At 45.4% G+C, this 22,611-nt stretch carries 20 protein-coding genes; 11 read left to right on the top strand and 9 right to left on the bottom strand.

Annotated elements, in window-relative coordinates; all coding sequences use genetic code 11:
- Positions 1 to 6: 6 nt before the first annotated feature.
- From ACQEXP_RS14400 to rapA, 3 genes are read right to left on the bottom strand one after another with little or no spacing between them, the layout of a single operon-like run.
- Entirely contained in the window at positions 7 to 969 is a 963-nt protein-coding gene (locus tag ACQEXP_RS14400) for a D-2-hydroxyacid dehydrogenase (protein ID WP_426970608.1), read from the bottom strand.
- A 30-nt stretch (positions 970 to 999) separates the two neighbouring features.
- The gene (gene rluA, locus ACQEXP_RS14395) at positions 1,000 to 1,737 is read right to left on the bottom strand and encodes a bifunctional tRNA pseudouridine(32) synthase/23S rRNA pseudouridine(746) synthase RluA (RefSeq protein WP_426970607.1); all 738 of its coding nucleotides are present in this window, start codon (positions 1,735 to 1,737) and stop codon (positions 1,000 to 1,002) included.
- A gap of 58 nt (positions 1,738 to 1,795) precedes the next feature.
- The gene (rapA, locus tag ACQEXP_RS14390; RefSeq protein ID WP_269377978.1) at positions 1,796 to 4,705 is read right to left on the bottom strand and encodes an RNA polymerase-associated protein RapA; all 2,910 of its coding nucleotides are present in this window, start codon (positions 4,703 to 4,705) and stop codon (positions 1,796 to 1,798) included.
- A 474-nt stretch (positions 4,706 to 5,179) separates the two neighbouring features.
- Between rapA and ACQEXP_RS14385 the strand changes: the two genes are divergently transcribed.
- The 5 genes from ACQEXP_RS14385 (at position 5,180) to ACQEXP_RS14365 (ending at position 9,862) form a co-directional block, all read left to right on the top strand.
- Complete coding sequence (locus ACQEXP_RS14385) at positions 5,180 to 6,556, top strand: PhoH family protein (RefSeq protein WP_269377977.1); 1,377 nt, start codon at positions 5,180 to 5,182, stop codon at positions 6,554 to 6,556.
- Positions 6,557 to 6,674: 118 nt separating this feature from the next.
- Positions 6,675 to 7,679: an ornithine carbamoyltransferase gene (locus ACQEXP_RS14380; RefSeq protein WP_269377976.1), complete on the top strand. Its 1,005-nt coding sequence runs from the start codon at positions 6,675 to 6,677 to the stop codon at positions 7,677 to 7,679.
- 250 nt (positions 7,680 to 7,929) lie between these two features.
- A complete protein-coding gene (gene pyrB / locus ACQEXP_RS14375; RefSeq protein ID WP_269377975.1) occupies positions 7,930 to 8,859 on the top strand; it encodes an aspartate carbamoyltransferase in 930 nt (309 codons plus the stop codon).
- Between the two features lie 16 nt (positions 8,860 to 8,875).
- A complete protein-coding gene (gene pyrI, locus ACQEXP_RS14370; protein WP_138971931.1) occupies positions 8,876 to 9,337 on the top strand; it encodes an aspartate carbamoyltransferase regulatory subunit in 462 nt (153 codons plus the stop codon).
- A 135-nt stretch (positions 9,338 to 9,472) separates the two neighbouring features.
- Positions 9,473 to 9,862 carry a RidA family protein gene (locus tag ACQEXP_RS14365; RefSeq protein WP_269377974.1) on the top strand — a complete coding sequence of 130 codons (390 nt, stop codon included), beginning with the start codon at positions 9,473 to 9,475 and terminating at the stop codon, positions 9,860 to 9,862.
- Between the two features lie 52 nt (positions 9,863 to 9,914).
- Here the strand turns inward: ACQEXP_RS14365 and ACQEXP_RS14360 are convergent, their stop codons facing one another.
- Complete coding sequence (locus ACQEXP_RS14360) at positions 9,915 to 10,106, bottom strand: hypothetical protein (protein ID WP_138971929.1); 192 nt, start codon at positions 10,104 to 10,106, stop codon at positions 9,915 to 9,917.
- Between the two features lie 96 nt (positions 10,107 to 10,202).
- A complete protein-coding gene (mdh, locus tag ACQEXP_RS14355; RefSeq protein WP_426970605.1) occupies positions 10,203 to 11,138 on the bottom strand; it encodes a malate dehydrogenase in 936 nt (311 codons plus the stop codon).
- 334 nt (positions 11,139 to 11,472) lie between these two features.
- Between mdh and argR the strand changes: the two genes are divergently transcribed.
- The 5 genes from argR (at position 11,473) to ACQEXP_RS14330 (ending at position 17,134) form a co-directional block, all read left to right on the top strand.
- Positions 11,473 to 11,943 (top strand): transcriptional regulator ArgR, encoded by a 471-nt coding sequence (gene argR / locus ACQEXP_RS14350; protein WP_269377972.1) that lies wholly within the window; start codon positions 11,473 to 11,475, stop codon positions 11,941 to 11,943.
- A gap of 332 nt (positions 11,944 to 12,275) precedes the next feature.
- Entirely contained in the window at positions 12,276 to 13,244 is a 969-nt protein-coding gene (locus ACQEXP_RS14345; RefSeq protein ID WP_269377971.1) for a TAXI family TRAP transporter solute-binding subunit, read from the top strand.
- A 226-nt stretch (positions 13,245 to 13,470) separates the two neighbouring features.
- Positions 13,471 to 16,050, top strand: a complete 2,580-nt coding sequence (locus ACQEXP_RS14340; RefSeq protein WP_426970603.1) for a TRAP transporter permease — start codon at positions 13,471 to 13,473, stop codon at positions 16,048 to 16,050.
- 105 nt (positions 16,051 to 16,155) lie between these two features.
- Positions 16,156 to 16,593, top strand: a complete 438-nt coding sequence (locus ACQEXP_RS14335) for a universal stress protein (RefSeq protein ID WP_269377969.1) — start codon at positions 16,156 to 16,158, stop codon at positions 16,591 to 16,593.
- A 148-nt stretch (positions 16,594 to 16,741) separates the two neighbouring features.
- On the top strand, positions 16,742 to 17,134 hold the full coding sequence (locus ACQEXP_RS14330) for a DUF2061 domain-containing protein (protein ID WP_269377968.1): 393 nt from the start codon (positions 16,742 to 16,744) through the stop codon (positions 17,132 to 17,134).
- On the opposite strand, the gene ACQEXP_RS14325 is transcribed toward ACQEXP_RS14330, so the two are convergent.
- Positions 17,131 to 17,934, bottom strand: a complete 804-nt coding sequence (locus ACQEXP_RS14325) for a glycosyl hydrolase 2 galactose-binding domain-containing protein (RefSeq protein WP_426970601.1) — start codon at positions 17,932 to 17,934, stop codon at positions 17,131 to 17,133. The genes ACQEXP_RS14330 and ACQEXP_RS14325 overlap by 4 nt on opposite strands.
- Positions 17,935 to 18,068: 134 nt before the next feature.
- The gene (gene rraB / locus ACQEXP_RS14320) at positions 18,069 to 18,485 is read right to left on the bottom strand and encodes a ribonuclease E inhibitor RraB (protein ID WP_269377966.1); all 417 of its coding nucleotides are present in this window, start codon (positions 18,483 to 18,485) and stop codon (positions 18,069 to 18,071) included.
- Positions 18,486 to 19,051: 566 nt separating this feature from the next.
- Here rraB and arcA point away from each other — a divergent pair.
- Complete coding sequence (arcA, locus tag ACQEXP_RS14315) at positions 19,052 to 20,272, top strand: arginine deiminase (protein WP_426970600.1); 1,221 nt, start codon at positions 19,052 to 19,054, stop codon at positions 20,270 to 20,272.
- A gap of 58 nt (positions 20,273 to 20,330) precedes the next feature.
- Here arcA and tldD read toward each other — a convergent pair whose 3' ends face one another.
- Positions 20,331 to 21,776: a metalloprotease TldD gene (tldD, locus tag ACQEXP_RS14310; RefSeq protein ID WP_426970599.1), complete on the bottom strand. Its 1,446-nt coding sequence runs from the start codon at positions 21,774 to 21,776 to the stop codon at positions 20,331 to 20,333.
- Between the two features lie 9 nt (positions 21,777 to 21,785).
- A complete protein-coding gene (locus tag ACQEXP_RS14305) occupies positions 21,786 to 22,604 on the bottom strand; it encodes a carbon-nitrogen hydrolase family protein (protein WP_426970597.1) in 819 nt (272 codons plus the stop codon).
- Between the last annotated feature and the right edge of the window lie 7 nt (positions 22,605 to 22,611).

Raw genomic sequence — 22,611 nt, 5'->3', positions numbered from 1 at the left:
TGGGCGCTATACAACTCGATTTTGCTCACGCCCATCCATAAATGCACTGATGTTATCAATAAGAATATTGGCAAGATTTTGGATTGATGAATCACTACCCCAAGCAACATGTGGCGTGAGTAATAAGTTTGGTAAGTGCATATTTGCAATGAGTGAGTTGGACTCATCCGCTGGCTCATCGGTAAAAACATCGACGCCAGCACCGCGAATGACACCTTGTTTTAGGGCGTCCACCAGCGCCTCCTCATCGACCAAACCACCTCGACCCGTGTTGATTACGATACTGGATGACTTCATCGCAGCCAGTTCATTGCGACCGATAAGATGACGTGTCTCTTCGCTTAACGGGCAATGTAGGGTTAACACATCGGCTTGTGCAAGTACTTGTTCGAACGGCAGATAACCTTCTCGACACGGAGAAACCCCTTTGCGCTCAGCAAAGACAACATGCATCCCCAACGCTTTAGCCACAGCTGCTGTCGCTTGCCCTAACGCTCCACTGCCAATCACCCCCATCGTTGAGCCAGCAGTATCGCTAATGGGATGAGTAAAGAAACAGAACTGTTTATTACGTTGCCACTCTCCCGCCGCAATATCGTTGTGATACCCTTTCAAATTGCGTTTGAGTGCAAACATCATCGCAATCACATGCTCTGGTACAGACTGAGTGGCATAGCCCTGCACATTGGTCACAGCGATACCATGTTGCTGACAATAGTCGATATCAACATTGTTAAATCCAGTAGCCGAGATAGCGACCAATTTAAGGTTGGTTAGTTGACTCAAGATATTGCTATCTAGCACCACTTTGTTAGTAATGATCACTTCTGCTTGGTGAGCACGTTCAACCACCAACTCTGGCGTAGTGAAATCGTACTCGATCCAATGATGCGGAAATGGAAGAGATGGCAATTCAATTTGCGTAGGGATAGTTGCTCGATCAAGAAAAACAACAGTTGGCAGCGACATATAACCTCCTTGTTGCTGCCTTATAAACAGTTATTGGTGTGGCAGCGTTTTGTAGTCTGGTAATTTTCGCACAGGTTCAAAATAATCAAAGATCATCTCTTCTGCTTCAGGATAGAAGTCACACGGTACAAAAATACTACGCAGCCATTCACTGCGCGGATGATAAAAACTGAGCTCTGCCGCATGCAATTCTAGGCGATTTGAGTATTCATACGCTTCTTGCTCCGCATAAAACTCATCTCCGACAATAGGATGTCCTAACGCTTGCATGTGAACGCGCAGTTGATGAGAGCGGCCTGTAACAGGTAGCAATCTAACGATGGTGGTTTTCTCTTCTCGTTTCACTACCTGGAAAATGGTTTTCGATGGTTTACCATCTTGATAGCAAACCTTCTGTCGCGGTCTATTCGGCCAGTCACAAATCAATGGAAAATCGAGCTCTCCTTCTTGTTGCTCGACATACCCCCAGACCCGCGCATAATAGACTTTGTGCGTCAGTCGATATTGAAACTGCTTCTTTAACGCCCTTTCAGCATGTTTATGCTTTGCGAAAACCATCAGACCGGATGTATCCATATCCAAGCGATGAACCACCTGAACATCAGGGTAATTTTCCATCAAGCGAGACCACATACTGTCATAATGTTCTGCTGCTCGCCCCGGAACAGAAAGCAAACCAGACGGCTTATTCACCGCTAAGATGTGCTCGTCTTCAAACACGATTTCAACCCACGGTTCGCGTGGTGGGTTGTATTCTGTCATTGCCATAAATGATACCCGACAAAAACCCAGCTCAGAGCTGGGTTTATCAATTAAAGGACGCCAATTAGTTGTGAGAGACCACAATCATGCGTAATGAGTCTAGCTGGTACTGAGCTTGGCCAATATAGCCAGTGAGTAACTTAATCTGCTCTTCAATCGCTTCAAGTTCTTCATCACGAATATTTGGGTTCACCGCTTTCAATGCTTGTAAGCGCTCTAATTCTGCATTGAGGCTTGCTTGCATCTCTTGTTGAGCTTGGCTGCGAATGGCGTCGACTTTTTCTACCACTAGCTTATCGCCGGCTTCAATCATCTGATGTACTTGTGCCTGTACCGATGAAACCAGCTTAGTTGCGATATGACGACCCACAGGGCTTAGTTGACGGTTAAAACTTTCAAACTCGACTTGTGAAGACAGGTCATTACCTTTTCCGTCCAGCATTAAGCGAATTGGAGTGGTTGGCAGAAAACGACTGATTCCGCTGCGCTTAGGTGCTTGAGCATCTACCTTATAAACCAGTTCTAGTAGCATTGTACCAACTGGCAATGCTTTATTTTTCAGTAGTGAAACCGCCGTCGTACCTACGCCTTCACTCATCAGTAAGTCAATGCCCCCCTGAATCATTGGGTGTTCCCAACTGATAAAGTTCATATCTTCACGAGACAGTGCAGTTTCACGGTCAAAAGTGATGGTCGCACCTTCATAAGGCAGACCTGGATAACTCGGAACCAACATATGCTCTGATGGCGTCACGACTAAGGCATTTTCACCTTTGTCGTCCTGATCCAGACCAATGGTATCAAACAGGCTCAAAGCGAAAGTCACTAAGTTAGTATCGCCGTCGGTTGCTGCAATCTTATCGACGATTGCTTGCGCCTTTTCACCACCATTAGAGTGCATTTCTAATAGACGGTCACGTCCTTGTTCTAACTGAGCTTTTAACTCTTTGTTCATTACCGCTGATTCAGCAATCACATCATCTAAATCACTCGTGTCGCCTGACGCGAGCATTTCAATTAGGCGATCTGCGAATTTGTCGTAAACCGTGCGACCTGTCGGACAGGTTTCTGCAAAAGCGTTAAGGCCTTCATCAAACCAACGCGCCAAAATGGCTTGTGAAGTACCCTGTAGGTATGGAACATGAATATCGATATCGCGGTTCTGACCAATACGGTCAAGACGGCCAATACGTTGCTCAAGCAAATCCGGATTAAACGGCAAGTCAAACATCACCAGTTGGTTAGCAAACTGGAAGTTACGACCTTCAGAGCCAATTTCGCTACAAATCAGTACCTGAGCACCGCCCTCTTCCTGGGCAAAATAAGCCGCCGCTTTATCGCGCTCTAGAATCGACATGCCTTCATGGAAAACCGTAGCTCGAATGCCTTCGCGCTCACGCAGGGCTTGTTCTAACTGAAGAGCCGTGCTCGCACGAGAAGCAATAACTAAAATTTTCTCACTGCGCTTTTCGGTAATTTTTTCAAGTAACCAGTTAACACGACTATCAAATTGCCACCAGCTTGAATCATCCCCTTCAAACTCTTGGAAGATCTCTTCTGGGTATAGGTTCTTTAACGCACGTGCTTCCGAGCTCATCTTGCCACCGATCATGCCCGACACACGCATAGAGGTCGTGTACTGCTGTGGGATCAGCATCGGCAGAAGGTGAACGTTACGTGTTGGAAACCCTTTGATTGCAGCACGTGTATTACGGAAAAGTACGCGACCAGTACCGTGACGATCCATTAGGTTATCAATCAGTTCTTGGCGTGCAGCGGCTTTGGCTTCTTCGTCGCTATCACTTTCGATAATACGGAAAAGTGGCTCTACATCCTGCTCAGAAAGCAGTTCAGTAATTTGGTTTTTCGCTTCGTCCGCCAGCTTTTGACCAGAGAATAGCGCACTAACAGAATCAGCAACCGGCGCATATTGCTCTTCTTCTTTGATGAACTCTTGGTAGTCAAAGAAACGATCAGAATCCAGTAAGCGGAGACGAGCAAAGTGGCTCTCACGACCTAGCTGCTCAGGTGTCGCCGTCAACAATAGAACACCTGGCGTACGCTCGGCTAAACCTTCAACCACTTGGTATTCGCGACTTGGCTTCTCTGGGCTCCACTCTAGGTGATGCGCCTCATCGACAACCAGTAGATCCCACTCACCTTCCAGTGCTTGCTCAAAACGTTTACGACTCTTGCGCAAGAAGTCGAGCGAACAGAGGACATATTGCTGAGTATCAAATGGGTTTTCTGAGTCGGCAAATGCTTCAATGCAGCGCTCTTCATCAAAGATGGAGAAGTGCAGGTTAAATCGACGCATCATCTCGACCAACCACTGATGTTGCAGCGTTTCTGGTACAACAATCAAAATACGCTCAGCGCGGCCAGCCAGTACTTGCTGGTGAATGATCATACCAGCTTCAATGGTTTTACCCAGACCGACTTCATCGGCCAAAAGTACACGTGGCGCATGACGACGACCCACTTCGTGTGCAATGTATAACTGATGAGGGATAAGGCCTGCACGCATACCACACAGACCACGCATTGGGCTCTTGTGCTGTTCGTATTGGTTCACCAATGCACGATAACGGAGCACAAAATTATCCATACGATCGATTTGACCCGCGTACAGCTTATCTTGTGGCTTGTTAAAACGAATCTGGTTGCTCAACATAATTTCACGCAGAACAATACCGTCTTCACCGCTGTCTTCACGTGAACCTATGTAGCTTAGTAGTCCTTGGTCTTCGACAACTTGCTCAACTTTAAGAGACCACCCTTCCTGACTTTCAACCACATCGCCAGCGTTAAAGGTCACTCGGGTTACAGGCGCATCGTTTCGAGCGTAAACGCGGTTTTCTTCAGAAGCTGCAAACATTAATGTCACAGTACGAGCATCCAATGCTACAACGGTTCCTAAACCTAAATCGCTCTCCGTATCGCTGATCCAGCGCTGGCCCAAAGCAAATGTCATGAATCGACTACCTCATCTAAATTTGTTCGAAAATGGGTCTATTTATTTTAGTAACTCTTGCGCAACTTGAAAGGAAACTGACGAGGAAAAATAGGTCAGTCGTTACGCAGAAAAAGGTCGCTAATCTTACTTGAAGCTGTGACATTGGTCACGTACAAAGGCCTCAAAAACCAACAATTTTTTGCTCAAGCTGAGTGTGACATCAAAGTGTAAGAAATCAGTGGCACTTCTAAAAGAGCGTGTTGAAAAAGCTGTTTATACTTATCTATGAGCAGCATCATTTCACGTCAAGTTTCTGACTGGCACAACTGATGCATTCAAATAGGATGACGTTCAACACGGGTTTGCAGTTTTTGTAGTCAAACCATCAGCGAACTCTGATTACCTGGCTACATCGCTGCAACCAACCGCAGAGATCCTCTTCATAGCAAAGCTTGAAGAGTAAGCAGGCCGCCAACTGGCAAGGAGACGCTTATGGGTGATACAGACCGGAAAATTTTTGTCCTAGACACCAACATTCTTCTTCATGAACCACTCGCCATCTACTCATTTAAGGAACACGATGTCGTTATCCCAATGACTGTGCTTGAAGAGCTTGACCGAATTAAGGACAGTAAACGCGATGTTGCTCGCGATGCGCGTGTCGCAATACGTGCACTAGAAGCGATGTTTAAAGATGCCACTCCAGATGAGATATCCGAAGGCATCCCCACCAACAAAGAGAAAGAGAATACCGGACACATTGCCATTCTGGCTGACTTTGAGTTGCAAGAGACCGTCAAAGCTTTTGCCGATAAAGCCGGTGACAACCGCATCTTAAATGGTGTGCTCTATTTGCAAAACAAACGTGCACCGCGCGAAGTCATCTTAGTCACCAAAGACATCAACATGCGCTTACGGGCAAAAGGGGCCGGGGTTAGGTTTGTTGAAGACTACCGCACAGATCAGCTCATTGATGACGTTCAATACCTGACAAAAGGATTCCAGCAAATCGAAGGAGAGTTCTGGAGCAATGTCCAAAATGTCGAAAGTAAAACCCTTGCTGGCAGAACCTATCACACCATCGCACGCGAACCCTTTGAGCCTACTTATATCAATCAGTACATGATCGATGAGGACAGCGACTTCGCAGGGCGCGTAGAGGAGATTGACCAAGATACGATCACCATTAAAGATCTCAGCCGTGAAAGAATGATGCATCGACGCGCTTGGGATATCACCCCAAAAAACATCTATCAAGGCATGGCGCTAGATGCCCTACTCGATCCAGACATTGATCTGGTGATCCTAACTGGGGCTGCCGGTAGTGGTAAAACCCTACTCGCTCTCGCCTCTGCACTAGAGCAAACCATAGAAAAAGGCATCTTTGACAAAATCATCGTCACTCGAAACACCCCAGACATAGGTGAAGCCATCGGCTTTTTACCGGGTAGTGAAGAAGAGAAAATGATGCCATGGCTTGCGGCAGTCACCGATACATTAGAAGCATTGCATAAAAACGATCACTGCACTGAAGGCTCATTGAAATACATCTGCGACAAAGCCAATATTCAGTTCAAATCGATCAATTTTATGCGCGGACGTTCGATCCAAAATGCCTTCGTCTTGCTCGATGAGTGTCAGAACCTGACCGCTTCTCAGATCAAAACCATCATAACCCGTTGTGGTGAAGGGACTAAGATCGTCTGCTCAGGTAACCTAGCACAAATCGATTCTCACTATCTAACCCCCGTCACTTCTGGCTTAACCTATATGGTCGAGCGATTTAAAAACTTTGAAGGAAGTGCCAACATTCACCTCAATGGCGTGGTTCGCAGCCGACTAGCTGAATACGCCGAAGAGAATTTATAATCATTTTTGCCGAGATATAATTCATATCTCGGCATTTATTTAAAATAATTATTCACAAACAGCAGTTAAATATGTTTAACTAAAGCCATTAAACCGAATCAACATTCAGGACTGGTGTATGGCCTTCAATCTACGTAACCGAAATTTCCTAAAGCTACTCGATTTCACCCCGAAAGAGATTCAGTTTCTGCTTGATCTCTCTGCGGATCTAAAGAAAGCCAAATATGCTGGCACCGAACAGAAGAAACTGGTCGGTAAGAACATTGCGCTAATCTTCGAAAAGGCCTCGACTCGCACACGTTGTGCTTTTGAAGTTGCCGCTTTTGATCAAGGAGCACAGGTTTCTTATATCGGTCCATCTGGGTCTCAAATCGGACACAAGGAATCGATGAAAGACACCGCACGAGTCCTTGGTCGAATGTACGATGGCATTGAATACCGTGGTTTTGGTCAATCCATTGTTGAAGAACTCGGTCAGTACGCAGGTGTGCCCGTTTGGAATGGCCTGACGGATGAGTTTCACCCGACACAAATTCTGGCAGACTTTTTGACTATGCTTGAGCATGGGCGTGGAAAACAACTGCATGAGATTAAGTTCGCTTACCTTGGTGACGCCCGCAACAACATGGGCAACTCCCTACTGGTAGGCGCGGCTAAAATGGGGATGGATATCCGCCTGGTCGCACCAAAAGCGTTCTGGCCAGAAGAAGAATTGGTCACCACTTGCCAGCAGATCGCAGATCAGACGGGCGCAAAAATCACCTTAACCGAAAACGTTGAAGAAGGCGTAAAAGGTTGTGACTACCTGTACACAGACGTGTGGGTATCCATGGGTGAAGCACCAGAAGCTTGGGATGAACGTGTCGCAATGATGACCCCCTATCAAGTCAACATGGATGTGATTGCTAAAACCGGCAATGCACAAGTGAAGTTTATGCACTGTCTACCCGCATTCCATAATGATGAAACCACTGTAGGGAAACAAGTCGCTGAGAAATACGGTATGAAAGGACTGGAAGTGACGGAAGACGTGTTTGAGTCCGAACACTCTATCGTTTTCGATGAAGCGGAAAACCGAATGCACACAATTAAAGCTGTGATGGTTGCCACACTCGGTAGTTAATCTTAGGTGAGATTCGATACTAAAACCGTCGATGTAATCGCTTGCGTTCACCATTCTTCAGCGTATAATGCTCGGCAATTTGTCTGGAGATAGTAAAACAATGCCACGTAATTCGTGCTCTACAAAGCGTATTACACTGAGTAAGCCAACACGCTTACTGGGACTTGTTTTTTCTATTTTCACCGATTTCTAAAGCCTCCCTTAATGGGGGGCTTTTTTGTGCCTAAAATTCATGACTGGGAAGATGATTATGACAAACACGCTTTATAACAAGCATATTATCTCGATTCCTGAGCTTTCACGTGAAGAGCTGGAATTGATTGTCAAAACGGCTGGAGAGCTGAAGGCTAAGCCGCAACCTGAGTTAATTAAAAACAAAGTGGTTGCAAGCTGCTTCTTCGAACCATCAACCCGTACACGTCTCTCTTTCGAAACCGCTATCCAACGCATTGGTGGTGATGTCATTGGTTTCGATAATGGCGGTAATACTTCACTGGCGAAGAAAGGTGAAACATTGGCGGATTCCGTTCAGGTTATCTCTTCGTATGTTGATGCCTTTGTTATGCGCCACCCTCAAGAAGGTGCTGCGCGCCTAGCGTCTGAATTTTCTAATGGTGTACCAGTTATTAACGGTGGCGACGGAGCAAATCAACATCCGACTCAAACCGTACTGGACCTCTTCTCTATTGCAGAAACGCAAGGTCGACTGGATGAGCTGAACGTCGCTTTCGTTGGCGATCTAAAATATGGTCGTACTGTCCACTCGCTTACCCAAGCGTTGGCAAAATTTAACAACATCCGCTTCTTCTTTATCGCTCCAGAAGCGCTTGCAATGCCAGATTACATTTGCGAAGAACTCGACGAAGCTGGCATCCAATACAGTTTGCACACCGATATGGAAAGTGTCATTCCAGACCTAGACGTTCTTTACATGACTCGTGTTCAAAAAGAGCGTTTCGACGAATCTGAATACGCACATATTAAATCCGCATACATTCTGACGGCAGCCATGCTAGAAGGTGCACGTGAAAATCTTAAAGTGCTTCATCCACTTCCACGTGTCGATGAAATCACAGTGGACGTTGATAAAACCCCACACGCTTATTACTTCGAACAAGCAGAAAATGGTGTATATGCACGTCAGGCTCTACTTGCACTTGTACTAAATGAAACACTGTAATCGAGGAGAAAAAACCATGAACAAAGAAACTCAATTGCAGGTTGAAGCGATTAAAAATGGCACCGTAATCGACCACATTCCAGCACAAATTGGCATTAAGGTGCTCAAGCTGTTCTCAATGCATAAATCACAACAGCGCGTAACCGTGGGCTTAAATCTGCCTTCATCTGCCCTAGGTCATAAAGACCTACTCAAGATCGAAAATGTGTTTATCACCGAAGAGCAGGCAAGCAAATTAGCGCTTTATGCGCCGCATGCCACAGTCAACCAAATTGAAGACTATCAGGTTGTTAAGAAGCTTGCTCTTGAGTTACCAGAACAAGTGAATAATGTATTTGAATGTCCGAACACCAACTGCATCACACACGGTGAGCCTGTAGAAAGTAGCTTCAAAGTATTTGAGAAAAACAACGATATCCGATTGAAGTGCAAATACTGTGAGAAAGTTTTCTCTCGCGAAATCGTTACTGAACGCTAATGAATATCTGAGAGTTAACTTAAGGTAAGAATTTGTCCCTGCTTAACTCAAGCAGGGATTTTTACCTTTACGAAGCACGAGATTCGCGGCAAACTGAGTTTTCTTCCAGTAACCCTAAACAGATGGAATATAACAATGACTAAAGTACTTCACACTGAATCAGCTCCTGCAGCTATCGGCCCATATGTGCAAGGTGTTGACCTTGGTAACATGGTACTGACTTCAGGCCAAATCCCAGTAAACCCAGCTACGGGTGAAGTATCATCTGACATCGCAGAACAAGCTCGTCAGTCTCTAGAAAACGTAAAAGCAGTAGTTGAAGCCTCTGGCCTATCTGTATCAGACATCGTAAAACTAACGGTGTTTGTAAAAGATCTAAATGACTTCGGCACAGTAAACGAAGTGTACGGTAAGTTCTTTGATGAGCACAATGTTGCTCACTACCCAGCACGTTCTTGCGTAGAAGTTGCTCGTCTACCAAAAGATGTTGGCATCGAAATCGAAGCCATCGCTGTACGTAAGTAATCGAAGCCATTCCCTAAAAAGCGAGCTCTAATGCTCGCTTTTTTTGTTTTCGCTAATAGTAACGTTCACATCCATGATGAAGCTGAGGTTCATCAATCAGATCCTCAACATCAACTTCAAACTTTTGATGTGAGCTTCGATCTTCGATCACGACCGCATGCGTACTTTCATCCGTCTCGACCACGACTCCAACTCCCTGACGGCATTCCACTAGCATGCCCTTTTCTAGCTCCCTAATATCCATCTTTTTTCTCCTCTGCTACTCAGTAAGTACAGCAGGAAAACCGAAAGGATCAAAAAAGCCGACTCGAAAGTCGGCTTTATCATTATTCAAATTGGATTACTTGTTTACAAAGTCAACGCCCGTTTGGATGTCGCCGTTAAGTGTCTCAAGCATGCCATCTAGTGCAGATTTCTCGAAGTCACTCAACTCACCGTAGCTTAGTACTTCTTCTACACCGTCTTTGCCTAGTTTCACTGGCTGAGCGAAGAATGGTGCGTGCTCACCTTCACCTTCAACGTATGCGTATTCAATCACTTCTTCACCTTGAAGTGCTTTAACTAGAGCTAGACCAAAACGACATGCCGCTTGACCCATAGATAGAGTCGCACTACCGCCACCCGCTTTAGCTTCAACAACTTCAGTACCTGCGTTTTGAATACGTTTAGTCAGTGCTTCTACTTCTTCAGCCGTAAACTCAACACCCTCAACTTGAGACAGTAGAGGAAGAATCGTAACACCTGAGTGACCACCGATAACCGGTACACGTACTTGGCCTGGATCTTTGTCTTTCAGCTCAGCAACAAACGTTTCTGAACGAATTACGTCAAGCGTAGTTACACCGAAAAGACGACGCTTGTCGTAAACACCCGCTTGCTTAAGAACTTCAGCTGCAATTGGCACAGTTGTGTTTACAGGGTTAGTGATGATACCAACCATTGCTTTTGGACATACATCTGCGATGCGTTGAGCAAGAGACTTCACGATGCCCGCGTTTACGTTAAATAGATCCGCACGGTCCATACCAGGCTTACGTGCAACACCCGCAGAGATCAGTACAACATCGGCACCTTCAAGTGCAGGCGTTGGATCTTCACCAGCATAACCTTTGATTGATACTGGTGTTGGGATGTGGCTTAGATCTGCTGCAACACCCGGAGTTACAGGCGCAATGTCATACAGAGCGAGATCTGTACCAGCAGGAAGGCGGTTTTTAAGTAGAAGGGCTAGGGCTTGACCGATGCCACCAGCGGCACCAATAACAGCTACTTTCATCGTAGTTCTCCTTGAGAAGATTCTCTTATATATGTTTTGTAGGGCGATTTAAAATCAGCTGCGTTCAAGCTAAACCAATCACAACCTGATTACAATCAATTAACGTCAGCTTTGCGACCTTGCGCAATGCGACTAAAGCGTGCTACACACATTGCGGCTATTATGATCTGCTTTACCTTTGATGACAAAGATTTAAGAGGCTTTTCTACGGAAAATAACCTTGAAGTTTACAGTGATATGCTAGACAGAAATTGGGCTTGAAGTTGGCACTATGTGCATAGCTATGCGAGAATATTCACTTGCTTTTTATATTCACCAACATAGAAAGAGAACCATGCGCCATTCAGAAAAACAAGATAACCTCGTTCGCGCTTTCAAAGCCCTGCTAAAAGAAGAACGTTTTGGCTCCCAAGGCGACATTGTGGAAGCTCTTAAAAACGAAGGGTTTGAGAATATCAACCAGTCAAAAGTATCACGCATGCTGACTAAGTTCGGTGCTGTACGTACTCGCAATGCAAAAATGGAAATGGTTTACTGCCTTCCAGCAGAGCTTGGGGTACCTACAGTTTCAAGCTCTTTGCGTGAGCTGGTTTTAGATATCGACCACAACAATGCACTCGTTGTTATTCACACTGGCCCGGGGGCCGCTCAGTTAATTGCTCGCTTACTCGATTCACTGGGCAAATCAGAAGGCATTCTAGGTGTTGTCGCTGGCGACGATACCATCTTCATTACGCCAACGTTATCAATTACTACAGAGCAACTCTTTGCCTCTGTGTGCGATCTGTTTGAATACACAGGCTAGTTTCATATAAATCAGCAAAATATAAATCGCGCCGCCAATTTAGCGGCGTGATTTAGATCACATCTTAAATAAATCATACTTTGGTTTATGCCGGAGTATAACTCGATGATTTTAAAAGATTTTAATCTCGAAATATTCACTAAACATTGTTAGAACAACTAGGCATATTGTCTATATTCTTTAACAATCGTGTAATTATGTGCCAATTTTTTGATATTATTCAGCCGCTTTTTCAACATACGGATTGGAAAAGATGCCGTTTCCGTTTATAGGAAACTCCCACAGCAACTACAATTGCTTAGGGTTAATAATGAATAAAGGAAGGGAAATTCATGGCATTGAACAAACTTATTAAAGTTGGTGCGATTGCAGCTGCTGTTATGGGCGCTGGCGCAGTTAACGCTCAAGAGTTCATCACTATTGGTACTGGCTCTGTAACGGGTGTTTACTACCCAACTGGTGGTGCTATCTGTAAGCTAGTCAACAAAGGCCGTAAAGAACACAACATCCGTTGTTCTGTAGAATCAACTGGTGGTTCTATTTACAACGTAAACACTATGCGTGCTGGTGAACTAGACTTCGGTATCGTTCAGTCTGACTGGCAGTACCATGGCTACAACGGTACAAGTAAGTTTGCTGAGCAAGGCCCGTACAAAGAGCTACGTGCAGTATTCTCTCTACACACAGAACCATTCAACATCATCGCTCGTAGCGATGCTGGTATCGAAAATGTTACTGACCTTAAAGGTAAGCGTGTAAACATTGGTAACCCAGGCTCTGGTGACCGCGCAACTATGGGCGTGGTTATGGAAGCAATGGGTTGGACTAACGAAGACTTCAAACTGGCTTCTGAACTTAAAGGTTCTGAGCGTTCTCAAGCTCTTTGTGACAACAAGATCGACGCGTTCGTTTACGTAGTTGGTCACCCAAATGGATCTATCAAAGAAGCAACTACTTCATGTGATGCGAAACTCGTTTCAGCAACTGGTGCGAAGATCGATGAAATCGTTGCAAACAATCCTTACTACGCATACAGCACAGTTCCAGCTGGCATGTACCGTGGTACAGACAAAGACGTAAACAGCTTTGGTGTTGCGGCAACAATGGTAACTTCGACAAAAGTTTCTGACGAAGTTGCTTACAACGTTGCTAAATCTGTATTCGAGAACTTCGATACATTCAAGCGCCTACACCCTGCGTTTGCAAACTTGAAGAAAGAAGACATGGTTAAATCAGGTCTTTCTATCCCTCTACACCCAGGTGCAGAGAAGTACTACAAAGAGATCGGCCTACTTAAGTAAGCTCTCTTTGAAAATCAAGGAGGCATTCGCCTCCTTGGTTAAAACTCGTACTCATAAAAACACTAGACTCTATTTTGAGTTTCATTATCTAGAAGCTCTACCTCGTTATATACCCAAGAAACCATACAACTGAGCAATATTTCATCTTTTCACTACAATGAAAGATGCGAAATAAAGGTTCTCATAATCATAAATATACGGACCATTTATAATAAGGATTAAGTACATGTCGAAGACAACAACTCCGTCTCAAGATGTGCAAGAAATGGTAGCTCAATCCGATACTGGTGCGCGTGCTCCTTCTGGACTGTCAGGTCGCATCCTATGGTTTGTGCCGCTATGTTGGTCACTGTTCCAACTTTGGTACGCATCCCCTCTGCCGTTCATTTTTAACTTTGGCGTACTCAACGATACCGAAGCACGTTCTATTCATTTAATGTTCGCTGTATTTCTCGCGTTTACAGCTTACCCAGCAATGAAGAATTCACCACGTGATCGCATTCCAGTTGTTGACTGGCTGCTTGCGCTAGCGGGTAGTTTTTCCGCTGCCTATATCTATATTTTCTATACCGAACTCGCGGGCCGTTCTGGTGCACCAACGGAGTTTGACATCGCTATCGCTGTGGCAGGTATGCTGCTACTTCTAGAAGCGACTCGTCGTGCACTCGGTCCCCCATTGATGGTCGTCGCTGCTGTGTTTTTATTGTACACCTTTGGCGGCCCTTACATGCCTGACGTTATCGCTCACAAAGGTGCGAGCCTTGGCAAAGCAATGTCTCACTTGTGGCTGACTACCGAAGGGGTATTTGGTGTGGCACTGGGTGTTTCAACTTCCTTCGTCTTCCTGTTCGTACTCTTTGGAGCAATGCTCGAGCGAGCGGGTGCGGGTGCTTACTTCATCAAAGTCGCTTTCTCCCTGCTTGGTCACATGAGAGGTGGTCCAGCGAAAGCAGCCGTCGTTGCATCAGGTCTCTCTGGACTTGTTTCAGGCTCGTCGATTGCTAACGTAGTAACAACCGGTACATTCACCATTCCTTTGATGAAGCGTGTTGGTTTCCCGGGGACTAAAGCGGGTGCGGTTGAAGTTGCCGCTTCAACGAATGGCCAGCTAACACCGCCGATTATGGGGGCAGCAGCCTTCCTTATGGTGGAGTATGTGGGTATTTCCTATGTTGAAGTCATCAAGGCCGCAATTCTGCCTGCTCTGATCTCATACATTGCTCTGATTTACATTGTTCACCTTGAAGCTTGTAAAGCGGGCATGACTGGTCTGCCTCGTCGCCATACGCCTAAATTTATTAATAGCCTTCTTTCTTTTACTGGCACCATCTTAGGTCTTTGCGTGATCAGTGGGGCTGTCTATTACGGTGTTGGCTGGACTAAAGATGTATTTGGTGATGCCGCAACACCAATTGTCACTGTTGCACTTCTGCTTGCTTATGTGGCTTTGGTGAAGATATCTGCAAGCTATGCGAAAGAAGGGTCGATCGAGATTGATGCTGAGCTAACGGAAGTGCCAGATCCAGGGCCGACCATCAAATCGGGTTTGCACTACCTACTTCCTATCGTCGTATTAGTTTGGTGTTTAACCGTTGAACGTTTCTCTCCAGGTCTATCGGCGTTCTGGGCGACGGTATTTATGATCTTTATCTTGATCACTCAACGCCCGCTAATCGCCGTATTATCGAAAGAAGGCGATGTTGCTGAGCAGACTAAAGTCGGTTTTGTTGATCTTGCCGAAAGCTTGGTCTCAGGTGCACGTAACATGATCGGTATCGGTGTCGCAACAGCGGCTGCGGGTACCGTGGTTGGTGTCGTAACACTGACTGGTATCGGTCTGGTAATGACTGACTTTGTCGAGTTTATCTCTGGCGGAAATATCATCATGATGTTGGTATTCACCGCGGTAATCAGCTTGATCTTAGGTATGGGTCTACCAACAACAGCAAACTACATTGTGGTTTCTACTCTGATGGCTCCCGTGATCGTGACGTTAGGCGCTCAAAGTGGCTTCATCATTCCACTGATTGCTGTCCATCTATTTGTGTTCTACTTCGGTATTCTGGCAGATGATACTCCACCTGTGGGCTTAGCGGCTTTCGCTGCGGCTGCAATAGCAAAGTCAGACCCGATTCGAACCGGTATCCAAGGTTTCACCTACGATATTCGTACCGCCATCTTGCCATTTATGTTCATCTTCAATACCCAGCTATTATTGATGGGAATTGATAGTTGGTGGCATTTATTGCTTACGATCATATCGTCTGTGATAGCAATGCTGATATTCTCAGCGGCAACACAAGGCTGGTGGTTTACCAAGAACAAATGGTGGGAGACTGCGCTGCTGCTTTTCCTAACCTTTACTTTCTTCCGTCCGGGTTATTGGTGGGATCAAATTTACCCAGCTAAAGAACTTTACCCAGGCACTGAAATTTCTCAAATTGCCGAGCAGTTGAATGTTGGCGAAAGTATTGAACTGATCGTATCGGGTGAAAACCTTGAAGGTGATTTCATTTCGAAAACGGTACGTCTTCCATTTGAAGATGATGCCACCACTGCCGATGAGAGAATCAGTTCGATGGGCTTAATGCTCAACAACACCGATAGCCGCATGGTTGTTGATATGGTTGAGTTTGGTAGCCCTGCAGAAGCTGCTGGGATCGATTTCGACTGGGAGATAACTTCGGTTGTTGTGGCCGCAGATCGACCAATGAAAGAGTGGGTGTTCGTACCTGCACTGATCATCTTGATTGGTCTTGCGTTAAACCAAAAACGACGAGCTCGAAAGGAACAGCTGAGCGCGTAACTTAGTCAGCCCCACCTTAGGTTGTGGGGCTACACTTACACTAAGGATGCAACATCACCACCATATTGGGTTTCCCTCAGTAGGTGAAAATGAAGAGAATCAATAATGTATAAGCAAATTCTTGTTCCTGTCGATCTGAACGACAAAGGCTTTTCCGATAAAGCTGTCGAGCTTGCTATTTGGCACGCAAAACACTCAAATGCTGTGGTGCACCTATTGAATGTATTGCCTGGTATTCACATGTCAATGGTGGCTAGCTACTTCCCTAAAGATGCAGCCATGAAGATGAAAGCCGATGTTGAAAATCAGCTTAAAGAGTTCGCGGTAGAGCACATCTCTGAAGATATCGTCTACAAAGTCCATGTTGCGGAAGGTAAACCTTACTCAACCATTCTTGATTTCGCAGAGAAACTTGGTGCTGATCTTATCGTGATGCCAAGCCACAAACGCTCGAAGATCGACAAAGTCGTACTTGGCTCTGTTGCAAGTAAAGTAGTTCAAAACTCCCCGATCAATGTCTTGGTGGTAAAGCCACAAGGCTAACAATCTTCGCTATGCGTTTCAGAAGGGTGCCGAGTTGGCACCCTTTTTTAATAGGTTTTTCCTATTAAATATATCGAAACAAGCCAATTTAATTAATGCGAATAGTTATCAATAATAGCTCCATAGACAACAACGCCGAGCTATCAAGATGAAAAAGACACTAACATTCGCATCTCTTCACTTTACGATTGCATTTACAGTGGCATACCTGCTGACAGGTGATCTGATCATCGGTAGCCTGATCGCGATGATCGAACCTTCAGTAAACACTGTCGCTTTCTATTTTCACGAGCGGATCTGGCAAAAAAGCCAGTTACTGAAATCTTTTGCGCGCTCAGCAAAAATCAAGACAACCAGTTTTGCAGTTGTGCATTTTAGTGTGGCATTTGGTGTGGTGTATGTAATGACTGGGGATGCATTTGTTGGAGGTATCATGGCCTCAATAGAGCCAACCATTAATACTTTCGCTTACTACTTCCATGAGAAGGTGTGGCAGCGCAAACAGGACGCTACCCTTAACTGGCATTGCACTCACGCCTAAAGCGGATAGTGGGATACACACATCTCTTTACTCAGCCCAACGTGAAAGCGTTGGGTTTGGCCGTCTAGCGTTACCTCGAGCAAATAAAGATCTTCAAGTTTTGGAGCAACGCTATCGGCATAAATAGGGGCTTCAATTTGAAACAGTGCGCTCGCATGGTTGTCACGCACGTCAATGGGCAGGTTATACGTCATGCCGTTAAACTTCACCGATGCGGATACTAAGCCGGGCGAATAGGTTCTATAGTGCAGATCAACCAAAAACTCACAACCTCCGCCATGATGCCAAATCTGTTCAGTGGTCACATGCTCCAAACGGACATTGCGAATGAACTGCAAATACGGTTCCTTCCAGATGCCAATGCGTTCATCAAGTTTGTGTGTGTCAATGGCTCCTAAATGGCAAAGATCATTGCTGCCTTCTTCATCGAGCAACCAATCCTCTTCGTCTTGAAGAAACAGAATTTCAAATCGGTTACGGCCCATTTGCAGATAAGGACGAATATCTTTTTTGTAGACTGGCTGAGATTTATCACAGTCGAAGACTGCAACACCATTGAGGCGCACTTCAGCGTGATAATCAACACCTGCAATGATCAAGTCTACCGATGGGAAGTTCAGCATTGTTTCATCGACTTCAATATCGTGCATCAAGTGCCATTCCTGCTCCGCAATCTCTTCTTCCGATAAGGTGTTAGGTAAAACCTGACTTAAAGGGGCTGGAAACGTGATGTCATCTTGTGGAATAGATAAATCAGTCAGTGGGGAAACTTGCCAAAGGCCTGCAAGGGAGAGTTTCATCGGTGCAAATATTGTCCTAGGTCAAAGTTGCCTGATTATAATGCCAATCAACAGGCAAAAGATACTCAGCCTTTGAGACAAAACAAAAATACCAGCCTAGTGGCTGGTATTTAAATTCGGTGCGATGTCAGAGATTACTCTTCGTCGTCGTCATCTTCATCAGGGTAAAGTGCGTCTTCACCTTCGTAGTAAGTACCCCAACCATCGTAGATGATGTCGTACTTCTCAGCGAGATGAACCAGTTTTTCAACTTGCGCGTCGATAGCTTCAGCGTTCAATGCAGATTCCATTGTCGCATCACAGCATAGTAGCTTGTTGCCATCTTCGTCTTCTGTCTCTTCTGCTTCAAGCACTTCAAAACCCATCTTGAACGCTTCAACAACAGCTTTTTCTAGGGTGTTGAAGTCTTCAGCAAATAGGTGGTGCTCGATTTCATACAGAGCATCTGGATCACTGCCATCTTCTAGCAGGGCTTGAATGATTTCGCGAGTCTCTTCCTTTTGAATCTCAATTAATTCTTCGACAGATAGATATTCATCTTCGTGAGACATATTTAGTGCTCCAGATAGTGACATAGTTGATCTTAGTTAACAGCGACGAAATATCGCATGGATCCAGAAAAATTACTACCCGGAATATGACAGGATCCAGATCTTTCTGCTGTTACAACCCCAAGTTCAAGTAAGATCGACCTCACAAGATCGCAAATTAACAATTTTTTATCATTTGCTCGATTCAGAATTATCTATCAATCCTCTACCGCTATTAGCAACGTATCCTTTATGCGTTTTTATTAATGCCCTTTGCATATCCTGCTCTTCATTCAATATGCATAAAAACATACCAATACAAATCTGACTGATTAAAATCTGCATAGCTATGCTCGTTGGGTCAAATTATCCTCACTCTACCCATTATCTAAGAACGCATAGCGACGCACACTTAGACACTCGTCCCCTTAAATATAAAATGAAATTTAACTCTATTTAATTATTAATTTTTAGAGTTAAAATCCAAAACCAGTAAATTTACCAGTTATTACCTCCAACAAGTGCGCTTGCATCTTTATAACAATCTTGCCATAAATACGCTCTGAAACTTAATGTAAGGATACAAAATGAGTAAGTTGTACGTAGGCTCAGAAGTTGGTCAATTAAGACGTGTTCTATTAAACCGTCCAGAGCGAGCACTCACCCACCTCACCCCTTCAAACTGTCATGAACTGCTTTTTGATGATGTTCTCGCGGTTGAAGCGGCAGGGGAAGAGCATGATAAGTTTGCCCAAACCCTCACCTCTCAGGGGGTTGAAGTTCTACTACTACACGACTTACTTGTTGAAACCTTAGCGGTCGAGGACGCTAAGACTTGGCTGCTCAATACCCAGATATCCGACCTTCGCTATGGGCCGACATTTGCGAAAGATTTGCGCCACTATCTCGCAGAGATGGACAATGAACACTTAGCGACTGTTTTGCTAGGTGGATTGGCGTATTCCGAGTTGCCAATTCAGTCAGCCTCTATGTTGCCGAGCATGCACCGTCCTCTCGACTTTGTTATCGAGCCGCTTCCTAACCACTTGTTTACTCGTGATACCTCTTGCTGGGTTTACGGTGGTGTGTCGCTCAACCCTATGATGAAGCCTGCACGTCAACGTGAAACCAATCATTTACGAGCAATTTATCGTTGGCATCCCGTCTTCGCAGGACAAGATTTCATCAAGTATTTTGGCGATGAAGATCTTCACTACGACAACGCTAACATTGAAGGTGGTGATGTACTGGTTATCGGTAAAGGGGCGGTGCTTATCGGCATGTCTGAACGCACGACCGCGCAAGGTGTTGAAAATCTTGCGGCGAGTCTGTTCAAACATGGTCAAGCTAAAGAGGTCATTGCGATTGAGCTACCAAAACACCGTTCATGTATGCACCTTGATACCGTAATGACGCATATGGACATCGATACTTTCTCTGTCTATCCAGAGATCATGCGTAAAGATCTCAATACTTGGCGTCTAACACCAAAAGATCACGGTGATATGAAAGTCGAACAAGTGCCAAGCTTTATCCATGCTATTGAACAAGCTCTTGGTCTCGATTACCTGAAGATCATTACTACTGGTGGTGATAGTTACGAAGCGGAACGTGAGCAGTGGAATGATGCCAACAACGTACTGACGGTAAAACCAGGGGTTGTGATCGGCTACGAACGCAATGTATACACCAACGAGAAATACGACAAAGCGGGAATTGAAGTACTCACGATTCCGGGCAATGAACTGGGTCGTGGACGTGGTGGTGCGCGTTGTATGAGTTGCCCTATCGAAAGGGATGATATTTAAGCGAGAAATTTTTAAGGGTTGGCACAAAGTGTCAACCCTTTTTGTTTGGCAGCGTTCGCTACTCGGTGCCACCCACTGTAATTGAATCCAATTTCAATGTTGGTTGCCCAACACCTACAGGTACGCTCTGGCCTGCTTTGCCACATATACCAACACCGCGGTCAATGCTTAGGTCATTACCCACCATAGAGACCTGCTGCATGGCTTCTATTCCCGAGCCGATGAGGGTTGCGCCTTTAACAGGACGAGTAATCTTGCCGTCCTCAATCAAATACGCCTCAGATGCAGAGAAAACAAACTTACCAGATGTAATGTCAACCTGACCACCGCCGAAGTTAGGAGCATAAAGGCCCTTCTTCACCGTTGAAATGATCTCTTCAGGTGTATGCTGACCAGGCAACATGTAGGTGTTAGTCATACGTGGCATAGGCAAATGTGCATAGGATTCACGACGACCATTACCTGTCGGGTTAACCCCCATTAAACGAGCATTGAGCTTGTCCTGCATGTAGCCTTTTAGTACGCCATTATCAATCAGTGTGTTGTATTGACCGTTCACGCCTTCATCATCAACATTCAAAGAGCCACGTAGGTCTTTTAATGTGCCATCATCAACGATCGTACAAAGATTTGATGTCACCTTTTCACCAATCTTGCCACTAAAGACCGAAGATTCTTTACGGTTGAAGTCACCTTCTAAACCATGTCCTACTGCTTCATGAAGTAACACTCCCGGCCAACCAGAGCCGAGTACAACTGGCATTGTTCCTGCTGGAGCAGCATCGGCTTCTAGATTAACAAGTGCCATGCGAATCGCTTCATCAGCATACTGATAAGCAACTTTTGCACCTTCAGTTTCAGTGAGGAAGAAGTCGTAGCCAAAACGACCACCACCACCAGAGCTGCCACGCTCTCGACGGTCACCTTTTTGGGCCAGAACGCTAATAGATAAACGTACAAGCGGACGAATGTCCCCAGCATAAGTGCCATCGGTTGCCGCCACCAGCATCTGCTCATGAACGCCGCTAAGGCTTACAGAAACCTCTTTAATTAACGGTTCCTTAGTTCGAATATAAGCATCCAGCTCTTTCAACAGCTGCGTTTTTTGCTCTTTTTTCCAACTTTCCAGCGGGTTTACAGCCGCATAATAATCTTGATTGTCACTGCGCGTAAATGCTTGTACACGGCCGTTCTGTCCTTGCTGAGCTATTCCACGAGCAGCGATTGCACTCTGCTTAAGACCTTCCAAGTGAATTTGGTCAGAGTACGCAAAACCTGTCTTTTCTCCAGTTACTGCACGAACGCCGACACCACGGTCAATATTGAACGAACCGTCTTTAATAATGCTATCTTCAAGAACAAGCGATTCATGCCAACTCGATTGAAAATAGATATCGGCATAATCAATTTGGCGAGTCGCTATGCTCGACAATGTATCAGCAATATCTTGTTCGCTGAGCCCGGCGGTCTTTAACAACGCGTCTTCTACGTGATTTATGGTCATACTTTGCTCTTAATGTTGTAACTGATTGCTGAATCGAGCATGCTGAGCTACTGGCATCGCTGCTCTTAATTCTTCTACTTGAGTTAGGTCGATATCGACCAATAAATTATCGGCTTGATCAGAAAGGCTACTCATAACCTCTCCCCAAGGTGAAATAACCATCGAGTGGCCCCAAGTTTCACGTCCACACGGGTGTGTTCCGACTTGATTTACTGCGACTAGCCAAGATTGGGTTTCAATAGCACGTGCTCGTAGCAAGACTTCCCAGTGTGCTTTCCCTGTTACTGCAGTAAACGCCGCAGGAACAAAAATAAGGTTGGCTCCAGATCTAGCCAGTTCGCTGTATAACGTTGGAAAACGAACATCATAGCAGATAGTCAACCCTAGGTGGGCAAACGGTGCTTGATAGGAGACAATTCGTTCTCCCGGCGTGAAGGTTTCTGACTCGCGGTAACGCTTGTGTCCATCGGCGACATCTACATCAAACATGTGTAGTTTGTCATAATCAGCCACTCGTATTCCGTTTGGGTCAAACAGTAATGAGGTTGTTGTAACCCCCACATCACGCTTGATTGGCATGCTTCCAATCAGCAGCCAAACGTTATTGTCACGCGCTAACTGTGCAAGGAAGTGCTGGATAGTTCCTTCCCCTAATGGCTCCGCATGTTGGTGGTAGTCACTACGGCTACCAAACACCAGAGCGTTTTCCGGAGTGACTATCAATTTAGCCCCTGCACGCGCCAACTCACCCACCTGTTGTTGAATATAGGCCATATTCTGCTGTGGGTTAGGCCCTGATGTCATTTGAATTAGTCCGACTCGTTCCATGAGCAAA

Origin of the sequence: Vibrio sp. TRT 1302, assembly GCF_050113875.1 — a bacterium.
Classification (GTDB): Bacteria; Pseudomonadota; Gammaproteobacteria; order Enterobacterales; family Vibrionaceae; genus Vibrio.
This window is presented reverse-complemented; position numbering and strand designations above follow the sequence as displayed.